The following is a 15,801-nucleotide window of genomic DNA, read 5'->3' on the forward strand; positions in this document are numbered from 1 at the left end:
CAGTCGTTTATTGAATTTGGGCAGTCGTTTATTGAATTTGGGCAGTCGTTTATTGAATTCGGTCAAGCACCGATAATGCACACATTTAGCCAAGCCATGCCAGTAGGGTGCGTTAGCGAAGCGCATAACGCACCATACACGGGAGTTATGCTAAATTCAGCTTGATGCCATCCGATCGCTTGGCAGAACGTTTAAAAGCAGCTGGAATTGATCCAGACCAAATTTAGAGTATCTTTTCCATAAAGACGGTACAAAGGCTGTCATTGTAACGCTCAATTACATAAAAGCCGAGTTGCTTATAGAAGTTTACTGCTTGTGCTTGTTTTTGTTCATCTGCACAGTCAAGTCTGATTTTCTTGTAACCTGCTTTCTTGGCAAAATCTAAAAGTATCTGTGCTATTTTTTTGCCAAATCCTTGTCCTCGGTAATCTTTGAGCAACCACATCCGCTTCAGTTCGCAGATGTCGTCATTTAAACGCCTAATTCCTCCGCTACCAACAACTTTATCATCATCGACAAGTACCAAGAATGTACCTTTATTATCCAAGTAGTGCGATCGCATGTCATCTATATCTGACAAAAAGTCATTATTTCTAATTACTTCTTCAGGAACCTGAAATATTTCTGAGCATACTGCAAATATAATTCGTTTAACTTCTTCAATTTGGTGTAATTTTATCGTTTTGATTTCTATCATTTTATTTATTATTAATAGGTAAAGCCAAATCCACTTGTTTTAACAATCCATCTTTAGTAGAGTTGTTATCTAACACAATATCAGCAAGCGCTGCTTTTTCGGTAATCGGCATTTGACTGTGAATCCTGGCTTGTGCTTGTTCTAAAGTTAAATTATTCCGCAGCATTAATCTTGCTAATTGTTGTTGTTCCGAACAGCTTACTACCCAAATTTCTGTAACTAAATCTGTCATTTGCGCTTCAAATAGTAAAGGCACAACAAACACCAGTAGAGACGCGACTGATCGCGTCTCTACAATAAGGCGATCGCGCACGTAAGGATGAATCAAATTCTCTACCCAACTGCGTTCTGCTTGATTGTTAAAGATAATTTCGCCTAACTTGGGACGGTTGAGGCTATTATCTGCAAGTAAAATTTGTTGTCCGTAACGTTGAGCGATCGCTTGTAGAATTGGCGAATTTATAGATACTGCGTCTCTAGCATATATATCTGCATCAAAAATCGGCAAGTTGTAAGCTGTAGCTAAATAATTTGCAACAGTACTTTTGCCTGTAGCGATACCTCCAGTTAAACCAATTATACGTTTCATTGGGCAATGGGGATTGGTAATGGGTAATTGGTAATTGGGCATTGGGCAATGGGCATGGGGCATTGGACAAATAACCACTAACCACTAACAACTATCAACTAACAACTAACCACTAACAGCTATCAACTATCAACTAACTACTAACTACTAACAGCCCATTTTATCAAGGCTTGCGTTAATCCTTCTAAAGTATGTTCTTCAGCTTCGACATCCACACGTCCTAGTAAAGAACGGCAATCTTTAGAGGTTTGCGGACCGATAGAAGCAATACAAATTCCTTCTAAAGAATTTGCCAGTGAGTTGACTGAAAATAGTTTTGTTGTCAGTTTATTGAAACATTGTACAGTTTTAGAACTAGCAAAAGTAATAATATCCACGCTTTTATTTTGCAAAGCTAATTCTGCCGCTGGGGGGATGCTATTTGGACAGCAAGATTGATATGCAGCAACTTCTGTTACCTCTGCACCTTTAGCGGTGAATTCTTTTACTAAAACTTCTCTTCCACCGCTTTCAACTCTGGGAAATAATATTTTTTTTCCTGTCAGTTCTTCGGGAAAGTTTGCGATTAACGAATCTGCAATAAAGTTGGGGGGAATAAAGTCTGGTTGCAAACTTCTTTGTTTAAGACTTTGAGCGGTTTTTTCACCGACAACGGCAATTTTGATATTAGCTAAAGCACGGTTATCTATATTTTGTGTGTTCAACCGTTCAAAAAAGTAATCTATGGCATTGGTGGAAGTGAGAATTAACCAATGAAAATCGGATAAATGCGCGATCGCATTATCTAAACCTGACCAACTCGAAGGGGAAACGATTTCTAATGTTGGCATTTCAATCACAGTAGCACCAACTTCAGTCAGGCGATCGCTAAATTGGCTCGATTGTCCAACTGAACGTGTAACTAAGATTGTTTTACCGACGAGGGGGAGGGAGGAGGGGGAGAGGGGGGGATGGGGAGAGGGGGGGAGGTTGTTTGACATAGGTGGGGGTGGCTAGTAAGAATTGTCTTAGTCTATATTCTCAGATTGCAGGTATCTGCGTAAGCCGACAACTTCACCAATGACTATTACCACTGGTGATAAAGATTCTCCAGCGGTTTCTTGTAGAATATTGCCAAGTTGAGCTATGATAATTTTTTCTTGGGGAGTGCCCGCCCAACGGATAATGGCAATGGGTGTTAAACGCGATCGCCCGTACCGCAGCAATTGACGTACAATTTCAGGTAAATTTCGCCCTCCCATCAAAATTACCAGCGTTTCTAAACGTGATAGCGCTTCCCAATCTAAAGCTTCTGGTTCATGCGCTGTGAATACTGCAAAACATCGACTTAAAACTGGATCTGTCAGGGGAATTCCTGCAAGTAACGGTGCTGCTAAAGCTGAGGAAATTCCTGGTATCACTTCAAATTGACAACCTGCTTTTTTTAAAGCTTCAATTTCCGAAGTACAGCGTCCAAAAATAAATGGATCGCCTGATTTTAAGCGTACAACTTGTTGATTTTGCTGACAATGCTTGACGAGTAAGTTGTTAATTTCAACTTGCGGTGTACTTGGTTTACCACCGCGTTTGCCTACATCTAATTTAAGACAATCAGATGGTACTAATTCTAATAATTGGGCATCTACTAAGGCATCGTAAACTAAAACTTCTGCCTGAGCTAAGAGATGATAAGCTTTGACGGTGAGGTATGCTACATCTCCTAATCCTGCACCTACGAGGTAGACTTTACCTTTTTGTTTAGTCATGACTTCTGGAGAATTTTGAACCGCAAATAAACGCGATCTAATGTAGTAAGCACTTCAGTGCTTAAGATTTGAGCGGTAAACCGCTCACTACGAATAAAGATTAAGAGTTTAATTTATTTGTCTAGTGTTGATTTTTTGGAATAGCTGCTCAACTCGTTCAAGCATCTTGGAGTTTCTTTGTATTTGAAATAATTCTCTGGCTTTTTTCAAAGCAACGATCGCATCATCTAGTTGTTGTTGCCTTCCTAAAGTTACTGCTAAATTATAATAGGCGTAGCCATTTTTTGGATCGAGGCTGATGGCTTTTTTGTATTGAGCGATCGCTTCACTTGGTTTACCTTGATCGTCTAGCGCATTTCCTAAACCGTTGTAAGCTTGTACATACTTGGGATCGAGCCGAATTGTTTCTGTATATTCAGCGACTGCTTCTGTTAGCTTCTCTTGAGCGTATAATGCTGACGCTAAGTTGTAATGAGCCGATACATATTTGGGATTGAGGCTAATTGCTTTTTTATATTGAGCGATCGCTTCTTCTTTTTTGCCTTGAATTTCTAAAGCTTGTCCTAAACCGCTGTACCCTGCTGGATTTGTCGGTTCTAGGCGAATGGCTTCTGTATACTCGGCGATTGCTTCTGTTATTTTACCTTGTTCGTGCAATGCAGTTGCTAAATAATAGTGAGCGGCTGCATATTTTGGTTCTAGACTAATAGCTTTTTTATATTGAGCGATCGCTTCTTCTTTTTTGCCTCGATCGTACAAAGCATTTCCCAAATGTGCGTAAGCTGGTGCATAATTGGGTTCTAGGCGAATCGTTTCTGTATATTGTGCGATCGCTTCTGTTATTTTACCTTGATTGTAGAGAGCATTGCCTAAGTTATAGCGAGCTCTTACATATTTTGGATCGAGACTGATGGCTTTTTGATATTGTGCGATCGCTTCTTCTAACTTATCCAGCCGTGCTAAAGTCAAACCTAAATTAAAGTATGCTCCAGATTCTTCTGGTTCTAGACTAATCGCTTTTTTGTAACTTGCGATCGCTTCACTTGACTTACCTTGATCGTCAAGAGTATTTCCCAAACCAATATAAGCTTTAGCAAAGTTTGGTTGCAACTCGATTGCTTTCCTAAAAGCTGCTTCCGACCCCTTTAAATCTCCTTGTTCATAAAGATTTACACCTTCCTCAAAGCTCGCAACTGCGTTTTTGTTAAAAGGTGCTATCGTCTCTGAAGCGTCTGGTTTGTTTTGTTCACCTACGCTGACAATCACACCAAAAGCAGTATTAATATTTGTCAAGCATAAGCCGATAATAGTTGCTGTCAGCAAATTTGTTTTCAGCATTTTACTAAAATATTTACATTTGGTTTAAATGCTTACTTTGGTTTGAATTACATCTCAGATAACTTACTCGATCTAGCTTTCATTTTATCTAATAATTGAGTTATTTTATCAACTTTTTCGGTTTGTCGTTGTTTTTGCAATAAATCTTTAGCTAGTTGCAAGTTTTTTATCGCTTCTTCTCGCTTCTCTTGCTGCATGAGAACATTAGACAGACGCAAGTAAGCATCAGCATATTTCGGACTGCGATTAATCACTTCACCAAATATTTCCGCTGCTGATTCTAAATTACCTTGTTGCACCAAAACATCTCCCAACAGCAAGCGAACCACATCATTAGTAGAGTTAATCGAAATTACTTTGCGAAAAATAGCTTCTGCACCTGGATAATCTTCTTGTTGATAAAGAGTAACTCCTTGTTGAAACAAATTTGAAGTAATCAAAGTTTTCGCCGAAAAATACATCAAAATGGCGATAGCGAGGATGACTACAGCTATAGCAAAAATTGAACTTGAGGGAATTTCTAACATGATATTAAGCTAAAAGACAAGCAATAGGGAAAATCAGATATTCGACGAAAAACAGCTTCCAGATGAATTGATAAAATTTGGCGATCGCGCTTTTATCTTGCAAATCAACCGACTTACTTTTAAACCACATTAAACCCAGCGTCACAAGATGAGTAATTACCACGAAAACTGGATTAACTTCTGCAAGACGTAGCACACCCACTAAAATCATACCAACATAGCAAACAGTTAACACCCAAAGAGCCAGATTAAACACAGCTTTTTGACCGAGTTGCAGAGTGAAAGTACTGATATTGTAGAGGCGATCGCCTTCCATATCGGGGATATCTTTAAAGATAGCGATCGCAAACGTAAACACCACAATAAACACCGTCAAAACCCACACTGTAGACGGAATTCCTTTATTTGTTTGCAACAGCCAATTAAAGTGCAAAAACAGCCCCAAATTAACAACAGCCCCGCGCACACTAAAAATACACAAAGCTGCCCAAAAAGGAAACTGCTTTAAGCGAATTGGTGGTAAAGAATAAGCCGTCCCAATCGCCAAACTAATAGTTACCAACCCTAATAAAAATGGTCCCCCCAGCCACGCTATAGCTAGTGCGAGAATCCCAGCAATACCTACAATTAATTGTCCAGTGCGGCGCGTAAATTCTCCCGCTGCTATTGGCAAATGAGGCTTATTAATTTTGTCAATTTCTACATCTTCTAATTGATTCAACCCGACAATATAAACATTGCCACACAGACAAGCAATCCATGCTGAAAAAAGTTGACCTAAACTAGGAAAAGAAGATGACGTAGCGCTAGCAATCAAATACAAACCCAACACACTTAAAGTAGTGCCAATAATCGTATGTGGACGGGAAAACTTCCAAAAAGCATACAACCAGCCACCCAGAAAATTGAAAGACCCTTTTTTAGAAATTTGACGCATAATAATTTGTGATTTTCAATTAAAAAGAATGGGTAAGTGGTAATTGGTAATGGGTAATCGATAATTGGTAATTGGTCATTACCCCATTACCCATTCCCCATTCCCCATTCCCCATTCCCCATTCCCCATTCCCCATTCCCCAATTTCTCATTTATTTCCACACAACAACCCAAATCGAATTAAACCACGTTCATAACCACGACGCATTAACCCCAGCGATAGCGCTCCAACAATAGTACTCCAACCCGATCGCAGTAATCCGAAAATTGCTTGGGGAGTGAACGCCGAATCAATTACTATATTCCAAAATGGGGCAACAGCAATAGACCAATCAGCAGTGCGGATATTTTGTAATGGGAGTTCGCTAGCGATCGCTTCATACTCAGGCAAAGAAATCACATAAGGCAAACAATACACTCGGTAAATATCCTGCAAATGCTTTTGTTCATCTTGACTCAGCGGTGACTCATCAATCGGACGATGACACCAAGTCACCATAATCAAAGTTCCACCAGGTTTTAGCACCCGATAACACTCTTGCATAAACTTGGCTTTATCCGGCATATGTTCGCCACTTTCCAGCGACCAAACCAAGTCAAAAGAATCGTCAGCAAAGGGCATTTCTTGAGCATTTGCCACCTGGAAATGACATCTACCACTCAAACCAGCCTCTTGAGCGCGTTCCGTGGCTCTAGCGGCTTGCACGGGACTCAGAGTAATCCCTGTTGCAGAGGCATTAAACTTTCCTGCCAAGTATAAAGAACTACCACCAATTCCACAACCCACATCGAGGATATTCTCTGCTTGCTGCACCCCCGACCACTTGAGTAATTCTTCGATTAAGTCTATTTGTGCTTGACGGCGGTCTTTTTTCAGCTTTCCATCTGCACCGTAGTAACCGTGGTGCATATGTTCGCCCCAAATTTCTTCCCACAGACCGGAGGAAGCATCGTAAAACTGCTGAATTTGTTGGTAAAGTGTTGCACTCATGAATTTATTGGGGAATGGGGAATGGGGAATGGTGAGCCAGCGCGGTCTTGGGGGTCTCCCCCATGAGCGACTGGCGAAAGAGAGAAGGGGGGAATGGGGAGTGGGGAGTTAAGAGTTAGGAGTTAGGAGTTAGGAGTTAGGAGTTAAAAGTCAAAATTTACCTCTGTCCTCCTTGTCTCCCTTGTCTCCCTTGTCAAGAGAGTCCCCCACTCCCTACTCCCTACTCCCTACTCCCCACTCCCTAATCAAACATATTGGTAGGCTACCATGTGTGTTTTTAATTAAATAAGGGTATTTTTATTTTCAGGGAGGGTCAGCCCTACTTCAGCAGCGATCGTAAAAATTCAAATTTATAAATTTTACCTTGATATGACTGTTGCTCGCACAATTTGCTTGGGATTTCTGGCTGTGATTACTGTGGGAACCATCTTACTGATGATGCCTTTTTCTACCAGCAATGGTACGTGGAATGACTTAATTGTGGCATTATTTACTTCCACATCCGCAGTTTGCGTTACAGGTTTATCAGTAGTTGATCCTGGTACTTATTTTTCCTTTTGGGGACAGTTGTTTATTGCTTTACTAGCTCAAATTGGCGGGTTGGGCTACATGACAACTACAACTTTTCTGATTTTGCTAATTGGGCGCAAGTTTGATTTGCGTCACAAAATGGCGATTCAACAAGCTTTAGACCGACCGGGAATGAGTGGTAGTAGGCAAGTTATTCGCTCAATCATTGCGACAACTTTGATTTTTGAAATTACTGGGGCATTTTTACTTTTACCAGCTTTTGTTCCCAAATATGGATGGAGTCAAGGACTTTGGTTAGCTATTTTTCATAGTGTGAATGCTTGGAATAATGCGGGTTTTAGTTTGTTTAAAGATAACTTGATTGGGTATCAATCATCTTTTTTAGTCGTCTTTACTATCACAGGCTTGATTATCTTTGGCGGGATTGGTTATCAAGTAATTATGGAAATGTATCTTTGGTTACGCGATCGCCTAACCACAAAAACAGTCAACCTAGTATTTTCTTTAGATTTTAAAGTCGCTACAATCACCACAATCATACTTTTAATCTTAGGAACAATTGTATTTTGGGCTATAGAAATAAGAAACCCTCAAACCTTTGGTAATCTCAGTTTTCGCGACCAATTATTAGTTGCTTGGTTTCAATCAGTGACTCCCAGAACTGCTGGCTTTAACACCATTGATATTGGCAAGATGACAAATGCTGGTTTGTTTATTACGATTGCACTGATGTTTATTGGTGCAAGTCCCGGTGGTACGGGAGGCGGAATAAAAACAACTACTTTGCGAGTTCTTACCAGTTGTACAAAAACGATTCTTCAAGGAAAAGAAGAAGTTTTATTATATGAACGCAAAATAGCAACATCTTTAATTTTAAAAGCTGTTGGTGTATTGCTAGGTTCAATAACAACCGTGATTATTTCGACAATTTTAATTAGTATCACCGATCCAAAATTGGATTTCATTCAAATTCTGTTTGAAGTAGTATCAGCCTTTGCTACGGTCGGTCTGTCTACAGGAATCACCGCAAATGTAACTATAGCAGCGAAGCTCATCTTAATTGTCACAATGTATGTTGGACGAGTGGGCGTTTTACTACTGATGTCAGCTGTACTAGGAGACCCCCGTCCTAGCAGAATTCGCTATCCAGAAGAAAATTTACTCGTGGGCTAGTTAGAACAATCAGGAGAATAAATAATAACTAATGACTAATTAAATATATGTATACGAACTGATAAAATGTAACTTATCAGGCAAAAAAGAAAATTTTTTCAGGTTTTTCGGTCAAACTATTTATTGTCTTAGATACAGACAGGGAAAATAAGGAAAACAACTGTGAATCTGTCATCGTTAGGTTTTTTTCGCAGTCTACGTCACGATAACCGCCAATTTGCCGTAATTGGCTTAGGTCGCTTTGGTCGCTCGGTATGTTCTACGCTACATAAACTAGGCTATCAAGTACTGGCAACAGATATTAATGAAAAGCGGGTATCCGACGCATTGACAGAGCAGCTAGTTGGTCATGCTTTGCAATTAGACTCAACGGAACCAGCAGCATTGAAAGAAGCTGGAATTTTTGAATTTGATACAGTAATTGTGGCAATTGGAAACTACGTTCAAGAAAGTATTATCACCACGCTGAACGTCAAGGAGGGTGGTGTACCTCACGTAGTAGCCAAAGCCTCTAGTGAAGTTCACTGCAAGCTGTTGCGACGTGTGGGGGCAGATCACGTTGTATTTCCGGAGTTTGAGGCAGGTTCTGCATTAGCGCGATCGCTCACCAAGCCTTCAATCCTAGATAGATTTGACCTTGACCCAGATAACAGCATTGTAGAAATTATTGTACCTGATGAATTTCATGGTAAAACTATCGCCGAACTTCAACTTCGTAACCGCTATGGGTTGAATTTGCTGGCAATGAGTCACAATGGTAAATTTATCATTAATCCTGACCCAAGTAAGTATCTAGAGCGCGGTTCAGCAATAGTAGTTATTGGCTGCAACAAAGATATTAATCGTTTGCCAATTTAAAAAATGGGCAATGGGCAATGGGCATTGGGCATTGGGCATTGGGCTTCTCCCCTTTCCCCCTGTCTCCTTGTCCCCTTGTCTCCTTGTCTCCCCATTACCCATTCCCCATTCCCTATTCCCCACTCCCCATTACCCATTACCCATTCCCCATTACCCATTCCCCCTTACCCCTTCCCACCCTGGTTCGCAGGAGTTTCTAGAGGGGTTTGTGGTAGATTTGGCATTTCTGGAGGCAAGGTGGGCTGTTGTTCTACTGAAATTGGTACATCCCCAGGATTGCTTTGTGTTTCGGTTGAAGAAGTTTCTGGTTGATTTGGTGTTTCTTGATTGTTAATAGAAGTTGGTGTTTCCGAGGGAGTTGAGGTTTGAGTAACTTCAGGTTGCGTTTTCTTTTGGGCAATTTGCAGCATTAGTTGCTCAACTTTATTAGCTTCTAAAAGGTTGCCTAATTCGCGGTATTCATTGCGAGCGCGTTTAAATGCTGCATTAGCTTTGTTAATATCGCCTTGATTGTAGAAAGTTACTCCCAAGTTGTAATAAGCTAAAGCATTCTTAGGATTTTGATTAAGTGCTTGCTTGTAAGCGGTAACAGCCTCCGAAGCTTGACCTTGATTGGCTAGCAGACTGCCCAAATTAGAGTAAGCGATCGCATTTTTAGGATTTAGCTGCACCGCTTGACGATAAGCGGCGATCGCTTGCGGTATTTCACCTTGCTGTTGTAAGGCGATCGCTAAATTAAAATATGCATTGGCATTACTACTATCAAAATTAATTGCTTGCTGATATTCGGCGATCGCTTCCGGTAGCTGACCTTGTTGGTACAGTGCCAATCCCAAGTTATAATGTGCTGCAACCATTGTTGGCTCTATCACCAACGCTTGGCGATAAGCAGTAATTGCCGCTTCTTTTTGTCCTTGTTTTTGCAAGGCTAAAGCTAAGTTATAATACGCCTCACCCAAATTAGGATTCATCCTAATCGCTTCTGCATACTCTTGCACCGCTGCTTCCAAGCGATTTTGCTGTAAAAAAATATTACCCAAGTAATTGCGTGCCAGCCCCAAATTTGGATCTCGCTGCAACGCTTGCCGAAAGGCATATTCAGCACTCAGTAAATCATTGCGGTTATAGCGCATCACTCCCTGCTGATAATAACTAGCTGCTTCTAAATCCTGAGTGACAACATTTTCCTGGGCAAGCAGCTTGCTTGCTGGTATAAACGTTGATGTCATAAGCAGCAAAAACGCAGAGGAAGAAAACAGCACCATCTTGGAGGTGCAAAGAAACCACTGACAAAGTTGATATTTTTTAAACATGAATGGTATACCTGCACTTATTGTTAAACGCTTATAAGTCAGAGTACCCACCAGAAAAGAGAAAATTAAGCTGCTACGGATTTTATTTGGAAGAATGGGTAATGGGTAATGGGGAGTGGGGAGTGGGGAGTGGGGAGTGGGGACAAGGCAGACAAGGCAGACAAGGCAGACAAGGGGGACAATTCTTTCTCCCCATCCCCCCATCCCCCACTCTCCCCATCCCCCACTCCCCACTCCCCACTCCCCACTCCCTATCTTGCTTCCGGCAAAATGAGCATTGCATCACCGAAGGAATAAAAGCGATATCGAGAAGCGATCGCTTGCTGATATATATTTAACAATCTTGGACGACCAATTAAAGCACTCACCAGCATCAGTAAACTAGAACGCGGCAAATGAAAATTGGTAATCAAACCATCAACTACTTGCCATTCATAGCCTGGATAAATAAATAAGTCTGTTTTGCCGGAAAATGGCTGCAAATTGCCAGATTTAGCTGCTCCTTCTAAAGCACGGGTTACTGTTGTTCCCACAGCAATAATCCGTCCGCCGGATGCTTTGGTAGCGCGAATTTGCTCTACTGTTTCCGGGGGGACTGAAATCCATTCTTCATGCATTTTGTGAGTACTAACATTCTCCACTTCCACCGGGCGAAACGTACCCACGCCTACATGCAAAGTCACAAAAGCTTGATTAATACCGCGATCGCCCAACTGCTGCAATAATTCCGGTGTAAAATGTAGCCCAGCTGTCGGAGCTGCGATCGCTCCTGGATGTTGAGCATAAACTGTTTGATATTGTTCGCTTTCGGCTTTGGATTGTGTAATGTAAGGTGGCAAAGGTACTTCACCATACACATCCAACAATTCCACTAAAGAAACTCCCTCCGGCAAATCAAATTGCAACAAACGTCCCCCAGTTGCTTCATCCGTCTCCAGAACCGTAGCAGTGAGGGAGGAGGAGGGGGGGGGAGAGGGAGAGGGGGAGAGGGGGGGAGGGGGGGATGGGGGAGACAAGGGGGAGGGGGAAGACAAGGAAGACGAGGAGGCAAACTCCCCCTGCCCCGTGCCCCCTGCCCCGTGCCCCCTGCCCCGTGCCCCCTGCCCCCACTCCCCCACTCCCTCCACTCCCCTTGCTGCAAAAACAATCGAAGCACCGACTTTGAAGCGTTTTCCTGGCTTGACTAAAGCTAACCAACAGTTGTTTTTTCGTTCTTCTAACAACAATACTTCTATTTCTGCGCCAGAGGATTTACGACCATACAACCGCGCTGGCAGAACCCGCGTATTATTCATCACCAGCAAATCCCCTGACCGTAATAGCTCCGGTAAATCACGGAATATGTGGTCTAAGGGTGCTGAATATTTGCCTGTGCTAGGAGAATTTACTAATAAAAGCCGGGAGGTATCTCTAGGAAGTGCTGGATTTTGAGCAATCAGTTCTTGAGGTAATTCATAGTCATACCCAGCTAATGAACGATCTAATTCAATGTTTTGTGGTTCCTGGCTAGGAGTTGCATTCATATTGGTTCGTGCGGGTATGGAGTGCATCTATCTGAAGAGAGTTTAAATAAAAAAGCTGGTTTTAATTTTCTTTTATTAAAAGCGATCGCTTAATTTTACCCCTAGATTTTATGATGGATACTATTAGGTAACACGTAAACAAGAATATAAAAATTGGGTAAACCTCCCCATCGAAAAACGGGGGCTTTTACCCTAGTCAACAGTGGGGTCTATCTATAAATATAGAAATGTATGATTGGCTTTGATCCCAAGCACCAAGATGGAATATTTGTATTACCTGGCAAATGCCAGTTTAACTCTAAGGGTGGTTCAGCACCTGCACGGCAGACCCCAGACACCTGTTTCATTCGTCACTGTCATTCATCAGATTGATGGCTGGGTGGTTAGGGTCAAACTAAAAGGTAATCTTACACCCCAAGAAGATGGCGATTTTCGGGCTTTCTTAAATGAATTAGGAATTAGTTACGACCCACCAATGCGAGTGCAAATGGCACTTTGGAGTTTGGAAGCAGGGCAGTGTCCTGTTGATGTAATGCGTCGCTACCAAGTAGCAATAGTTTCTCATGGAAACCCAGAGAAAGATGAAATTGAAGCGTTTAGACAACAGTTTGTCCGGGGACTGGGCTACTGTCCTGAAACGTTAGCGTAATTCCATATTACTAAATTAACCCAAGCGAATGATTGTGGCTAATAGCTGAACGTTGGAAAAGCTATTAGCCATTAGCTATTTTAGTCAGCGTCATTGACATCGAAAGCTCCTGGAATGTATTCTTGCAGCGTTAAGTGATATACCCCATATTCGGAACTAGCTAAAACTTCGGAGCTAGCCATAACCGCACGCAGTTTTTTTGAGATTCGCTCACATTGTACTATAGCAACATCAAATCGGCAAGGATAATCCGCTTTCTCAGGATACTCTGATAAAAACATCTGCGCTGTACTAAAGAGTTTTGCTTGCTTTTGTCGGGTGATAGCGCTTCTTCCCCCTGCATCCCAATTACCAGAACTGCGAGTTTTGACTTCAATAAATGCCAGCATCAAGTTATCTGGTTTCCCGTCTTCAAATTGGGCAATGATGTCAATTTCTCCCCAGCGACAAGAAAAGCGACGGTGGAGAACGATCCAACAATTGGATTGTAACCATTGCGCTACTAGGTCTTCTCCTAAAGTACCGATATCGGGATAATGAGATGAAGTCCGATTCGCCATTGGCTAAAAATAGCATGAATTCTATCTTATGCGATCGCCTAACAATTGCTTTTACCAAATCTCCAACTCAGCTAGGGTTGCAAGGTAAAACAGTAAATCGCATTTGGGCAAGCATACTCAGTTTATTGTTTTGGCTATCAGTTTCGATCGCAGCATCTTTCTATTCTGTGCCAAACGCTTTTGCGCTGGAATATAACAAAGAAATTCTGCTCAAAGCTGATTTCTCAGGACGTGATTTAACAGATTCTAGCTTTACTAAAGCTAATCTTCGCTCTAGCAACTTCAGCCATTCTAATTTGCAGGGTGTCAGCTTTTTTGCGGCAAATCTAGAGTCGGTAAATTTTGAGGATGCCGATCTCTCAAATGCGACTCTAGACTCAGCTCGTTTGATAAAAGCGAATTTGACAAATGCAGTATTAGAAGGTGCGTTTGCCGCTAGCGCTAGGTTTGATGGTGCGATTATTGACGGGGCAGATTTTACTGATGTGCTGCTGCGTCGGGATGAGCAAAACAAGCTTTGCAAAATCGCCAAAGGTACAAATCCCACAACCGGACGGAATACCCGCGATACTTTGTTTTGTTCGTAAACAAGGTAGCGTTGCTGATTTGCGGTATGAATTTAAAATTTAACGTATTGTAGAGACGTTCCGTCGGAACGTCTCTACGATGAATTAGCAATTTCATAATTTAATTCAGCAACGCTAACAAGCTTAATTTCCCAAAGTTCTGAGGGTCAACTGACCCTCAGACTACTTTTAGCACGCAAGTTTCAACAAAAGTCTAACGTAGTTCTCCGCCATGACAACAGCAAAGTGTATGGGAAACCAAAGTGCATTCTTTGCCGTTCTTTTTCCGGTACAGTGGCTTTTTATCAAACATCCAAGGATAGATATTTCAAACCACTTATTGTTACGTTTTATTACAAATCAGGAGATGTAGGTTCTTACACAAAACTTCAAACTACAGCTTCGTTTCTCTGACAATCAAAAACTACCATCAAGCTGACATCAGGTGTGAGTTGACGTAAAAGCCGCAAATGACCTTCTGCATCAGACTGATTGCGGAATCGAGCGATAATCTCATGTTGCGTATCGGGAAGCAAACGAGCAACAGCCCAAGAACTAAGACGCTTTTTGTAAGCGATCGCTCCAGTTGGAGAGACGGAATCGCTGTAATCTCTGTTTTGTGGCATGATATATGTTATCCTTATGTGTTTGAGTCAAGGGCGTTAGTAAGTCTCTTGGCGGGGATGGACTAACGCCTTTTTAAATGATGCTCCCACTTGGATATCACAGCAATTCTAGATTGTCAACAGTGCCCTCGCCACTTTAATAATTGATGAAAGCGAAAACTTTAACATCGAGGTGTGGCTTTCAATGAGAACATCGCAGCCGCCCTCAATGTTAGAAATCTGTTCGATGTCGATTATTTTGAAAGTGCCCCTAGTCAGGTGAACGTTTATCCGGGTGCGCCGTTCACAGTGCAGGGCACGATTTCGTTTGAGTTTTAATGAGAACTTGTAGACTTACGGCTGAGATATCACGAGGGTGGATGGGTGAGGGTGGAATAATCGCGCTTGTTCTTCATACACACAAGTCATTCCAAAGGGCGATTCCTTGCAAATTCAGCTTTAAGCGATCGCGATCGCCCTTAGTTCCGTGACACGAAAAGACGCGCTACTTCACAGACAAAATTGGGTAGCAACGGCGACGTAATCACATCATCAACCAGCAACGTCGTTACCTGTTTTAACTGAGCATTGTCTCGTCGATAGACTTCGATTCGTTGAGCAATGCGATCGACAATCCAATACTCCTGCACTCCCTGAACTGAATACAGTTTCAACTTGGCTAATCGGTCTCGATCTTCATTCGCTTTTCCTTTAGAAAGCACTTCTACTACCAATTCTGGTGCTCCTCGAAAATGCCCCGCTTCATCCTGAATTTGCGCCAACCGCTCATAACTCACCCACACCACATCGGGAGCCACATTATCGGAGTCTGAAAAGATTAGCCCTGGCATAATCGAGGCTTCTCCTAAACCACTCGACACAGACCAATTATCTAAGACGGCAAAGATGCGACCCGTAACCTGCTGATGTTTATGATGAGGCGATCGCGTCACAAACAATTCTCCGTCAATAATTTCATAACAAATCCATTCGTTATCGGGTAACGCTGCAACATCTTGAATTGTCCAGCGAACACCGCTTGCAGCTTGGCTCATAACAGTGTTTTTTAGTGTGAGGGTGCTTCGATTATATTGGACAAAAAGGGGGTTTCACAAACACTCTTTCACTCATTGACAGCCAACATCTGTAAAATGTCGTGGGGTGTTGAGGATCTAGTAAACGAACTATGAGTGCCATTTT

18 protein-coding genes are annotated in these 15,801 nt (G+C 41.9%); 4 read left to right on the forward strand and 14 right to left on the reverse strand.

What is annotated here, in order from left to right; genetic code table 11:
• Nucleotides 1–223: 223 nt before the first annotated feature.
• The 8 genes from PI95_RS31540 to PI95_RS31570 all read right to left on the reverse strand — a co-directional run bounded on the left by PI95_RS31540 (nt 224) and on the right by PI95_RS31570 (nt 6,823).
• Nucleotides 224–697: a GNAT family N-acetyltransferase gene (locus tag PI95_RS31540; protein WP_039740134.1), complete on the reverse strand. Its 474-nt coding sequence runs from the start codon at nt 695–697 to the stop codon at nt 224–226.
• A 1-nt stretch (nt 698) separates the two neighbouring features.
• Nucleotides 699–1,286, reverse strand: coding sequence for a dephospho-CoA kinase (gene coaE / locus PI95_RS31545; RefSeq protein ID WP_039740132.1), 588 nt, complete (start codon nt 1,284–1,286; stop codon nt 699–701).
• 140 nt (nt 1,287–1,426) lie between these two features.
• Complete coding sequence (locus tag PI95_RS37580; protein ID WP_039740130.1) at nt 1,427–2,266, reverse strand: uroporphyrinogen-III synthase; 840 nt, start codon at nt 2,264–2,266, stop codon at nt 1,427–1,429.
• A 27-nt stretch (nt 2,267–2,293) separates the two neighbouring features.
• Entirely contained in the window at nt 2,294–3,031 is a 738-nt protein-coding gene (gene cobA / locus PI95_RS37585) for a uroporphyrinogen-III C-methyltransferase (protein ID WP_039740128.1), read from the reverse strand.
• Nucleotides 3,032–3,139: 108 nt separating this feature from the next.
• A complete protein-coding gene (locus PI95_RS31555) occupies nt 3,140–4,369 on the reverse strand; it encodes a tetratricopeptide repeat protein (RefSeq protein WP_052324803.1) in 1,230 nt (409 codons plus the stop codon).
• A gap of 47 nt (nt 4,370–4,416) precedes the next feature.
• A complete protein-coding gene (locus tag PI95_RS31560; RefSeq protein ID WP_039740126.1) occupies nt 4,417–4,896 on the reverse strand; it encodes a tetratricopeptide repeat protein in 480 nt (159 codons plus the stop codon).
• Nucleotides 4,897–4,900: 4 nt separating this feature from the next.
• On the reverse strand, nt 4,901–5,833 hold the full coding sequence (locus PI95_RS31565) for a homogentisate phytyltransferase (protein ID WP_039740124.1): 933 nt from the start codon (nt 5,831–5,833) through the stop codon (nt 4,901–4,903).
• A gap of 147 nt (nt 5,834–5,980) precedes the next feature.
• Nucleotides 5,981–6,823 (reverse strand): methyltransferase domain-containing protein, encoded by an 843-nt coding sequence (locus PI95_RS31570; protein WP_039740122.1) that lies wholly within the window; start codon nt 6,821–6,823, stop codon nt 5,981–5,983.
• A gap of 369 nt (nt 6,824–7,192) precedes the next feature.
• Here PI95_RS31570 and PI95_RS31575 point away from each other — a divergent pair, with 369 nt between their 5' ends.
• Complete coding sequence (locus tag PI95_RS31575) at nt 7,193–8,527, forward strand: TrkH family potassium uptake protein (protein WP_039740120.1); 1,335 nt, start codon at nt 7,193–7,195, stop codon at nt 8,525–8,527.
• 162 nt (nt 8,528–8,689) lie between these two features.
• Complete coding sequence (locus PI95_RS31580) at nt 8,690–9,385, forward strand: NAD-binding protein (RefSeq protein ID WP_039740118.1); 696 nt, start codon at nt 8,690–8,692, stop codon at nt 9,383–9,385.
• On the opposite strand, the gene PI95_RS31585 is transcribed toward PI95_RS31580, so the two are convergent.
• The 3 genes from PI95_RS31585 to queA form a co-directional block, all read right to left on the reverse strand.
• Entirely contained in the window at nt 9,382–9,543 is a 162-nt protein-coding gene (locus PI95_RS31585; RefSeq protein WP_163519371.1) for a hypothetical protein, read from the reverse strand. The genes PI95_RS31580 and PI95_RS31585 overlap by 4 nt on opposite strands.
• A gap of 6 nt (nt 9,544–9,549) precedes the next feature.
• Entirely contained in the window at nt 9,550–10,698 is a 1,149-nt protein-coding gene (locus tag PI95_RS31590; protein ID WP_039740116.1) for a tetratricopeptide repeat protein, read from the reverse strand.
• Between the two features lie 251 nt (nt 10,699–10,949).
• Complete coding sequence (gene queA / locus PI95_RS31595; protein ID WP_201280688.1) at nt 10,950–12,221, reverse strand: tRNA preQ1(34) S-adenosylmethionine ribosyltransferase-isomerase QueA; 1,272 nt, start codon at nt 12,219–12,221, stop codon at nt 10,950–10,952.
• A gap of 259 nt (nt 12,222–12,480) precedes the next feature.
• Here queA and PI95_RS31600 point away from each other — a divergent pair, with 259 nt between their 5' ends.
• Complete coding sequence (locus tag PI95_RS31600; protein WP_039740112.1) at nt 12,481–12,870, forward strand: hypothetical protein; 390 nt, start codon at nt 12,481–12,483, stop codon at nt 12,868–12,870.
• An 80-nt stretch (nt 12,871–12,950) separates the two neighbouring features.
• Here the strand turns inward: PI95_RS31600 and PI95_RS31605 are convergent, their stop codons facing one another.
• On the reverse strand, nt 12,951–13,430 hold the full coding sequence (locus tag PI95_RS31605; protein WP_039740110.1) for a YraN family protein: 480 nt from the start codon (nt 13,428–13,430) through the stop codon (nt 12,951–12,953).
• Between the two features lie 14 nt (nt 13,431–13,444).
• Here PI95_RS31605 and PI95_RS31610 point away from each other — a divergent pair, with 14 nt between their 5' ends.
• Nucleotides 13,445–14,017: a pentapeptide repeat-containing protein gene (locus PI95_RS31610; RefSeq protein ID WP_163519372.1), complete on the forward strand. Its 573-nt coding sequence runs from the start codon at nt 13,445–13,447 to the stop codon at nt 14,015–14,017.
• Between the two features lie 368 nt (nt 14,018–14,385).
• On the opposite strand, the gene PI95_RS31615 is transcribed toward PI95_RS31610, so the two are convergent.
• Nucleotides 14,386–14,622, reverse strand: a complete 237-nt coding sequence (locus PI95_RS31615; protein ID WP_039740107.1) for a hypothetical protein — start codon at nt 14,620–14,622, stop codon at nt 14,386–14,388.
• Between the two features lie 458 nt (nt 14,623–15,080).
• Nucleotides 15,081–15,656, reverse strand: a complete 576-nt coding sequence (locus tag PI95_RS31620; RefSeq protein ID WP_039740105.1) for a Uma2 family endonuclease — start codon at nt 15,654–15,656, stop codon at nt 15,081–15,083.
• Nucleotides 15,657–15,801: the final 145 nt, after the last annotated feature.

The organism is Hassallia byssoidea VB512170 (genome assembly GCF_000817785.2).
GTDB lineage: Bacteria > Cyanobacteriota > Cyanobacteriia > Cyanobacteriales > Nostocaceae > Hassallia > Hassallia carrinoi.

Excerpts from the sequence above, each read along its gene's own strand:
- PI95_RS31575 (WP_039740120.1), top strand. The coding sequence starts at position 7,193 with ATGACTGTTGCTCGCACAATTTGCTTGGGATTTCTGGCTGTGATTACT.
- PI95_RS31565 (WP_039740124.1), bottom strand. The coding sequence starts at position 5,833 with ATGCGTCAAATTTCTAAAAAAGGGTCTTTCAATTTTCTGGGTGGCTGG.
- PI95_RS31570 (WP_039740122.1), bottom strand. The coding sequence starts at position 6,823 with ATGAGTGCAACACTTTACCAACAAATTCAGCAGTTTTACGATGCTTCC.
- PI95_RS31615 (WP_039740107.1), bottom strand. The coding sequence starts at position 14,622 with ATGCCACAAAACAGAGATTACAGCGATTCCGTCTCTCCAACTGGAGCG.
- PI95_RS31590 (WP_039740116.1), bottom strand. The coding sequence starts at position 10,698 with ATGTTTAAAAAATATCAACTTTGTCAGTGGTTTCTTTGCACCTCCAAG.
- PI95_RS31585 (WP_163519371.1), bottom strand. The coding sequence starts at position 9,543 with ATGGGTAATGGGGAATGGGTAATGGGTAATGGGGAGTGGGGAATAGGG.
- PI95_RS31605 (WP_039740110.1), bottom strand. The coding sequence starts at position 13,430 with ATGGCGAATCGGACTTCATCTCATTATCCCGATATCGGTACTTTAGGA.
- PI95_RS31540 (WP_039740134.1), bottom strand. The coding sequence starts at position 697 with ATGATAGAAATCAAAACGATAAAATTACACCAAATTGAAGAAGTTAAA.
- coaE (WP_039740132.1), bottom strand. The coding sequence starts at position 1,286 with ATGAAACGTATAATTGGTTTAACTGGAGGTATCGCTACAGGCAAAAGT.
- PI95_RS31560 (WP_039740126.1), bottom strand. The coding sequence starts at position 4,896 with ATGTTAGAAATTCCCTCAAGTTCAATTTTTGCTATAGCTGTAGTCATC.
- queA (WP_201280688.1), bottom strand. The coding sequence starts at position 12,221 with ATGAATGCAACTCCTAGCCAGGAACCACAAAACATTGAATTAGATCGT.
- PI95_RS31610 (WP_163519372.1), top strand. The coding sequence starts at position 13,445 with ATGAATTCTATCTTATGCGATCGCCTAACAATTGCTTTTACCAAATCT.
- PI95_RS31600 (WP_039740112.1), top strand. The coding sequence starts at position 12,481 with ATGGAATATTTGTATTACCTGGCAAATGCCAGTTTAACTCTAAGGGTG.
- cobA (WP_039740128.1), bottom strand. The coding sequence starts at position 3,031 with ATGACTAAACAAAAAGGTAAAGTCTACCTCGTAGGTGCAGGATTAGGA.
- PI95_RS37580 (WP_039740130.1), bottom strand. The coding sequence starts at position 2,266 with ATGTCAAACAACCTCCCCCCCTCTCCCCATCCCCCCCTCTCCCCCTCC.
- PI95_RS31620 (WP_039740105.1), bottom strand. The coding sequence starts at position 15,656 with ATGAGCCAAGCTGCAAGCGGTGTTCGCTGGACAATTCAAGATGTTGCA.
- PI95_RS31555 (WP_052324803.1), bottom strand. The coding sequence starts at position 4,369 with ATGCTGAAAACAAATTTGCTGACAGCAACTATTATCGGCTTATGCTTG.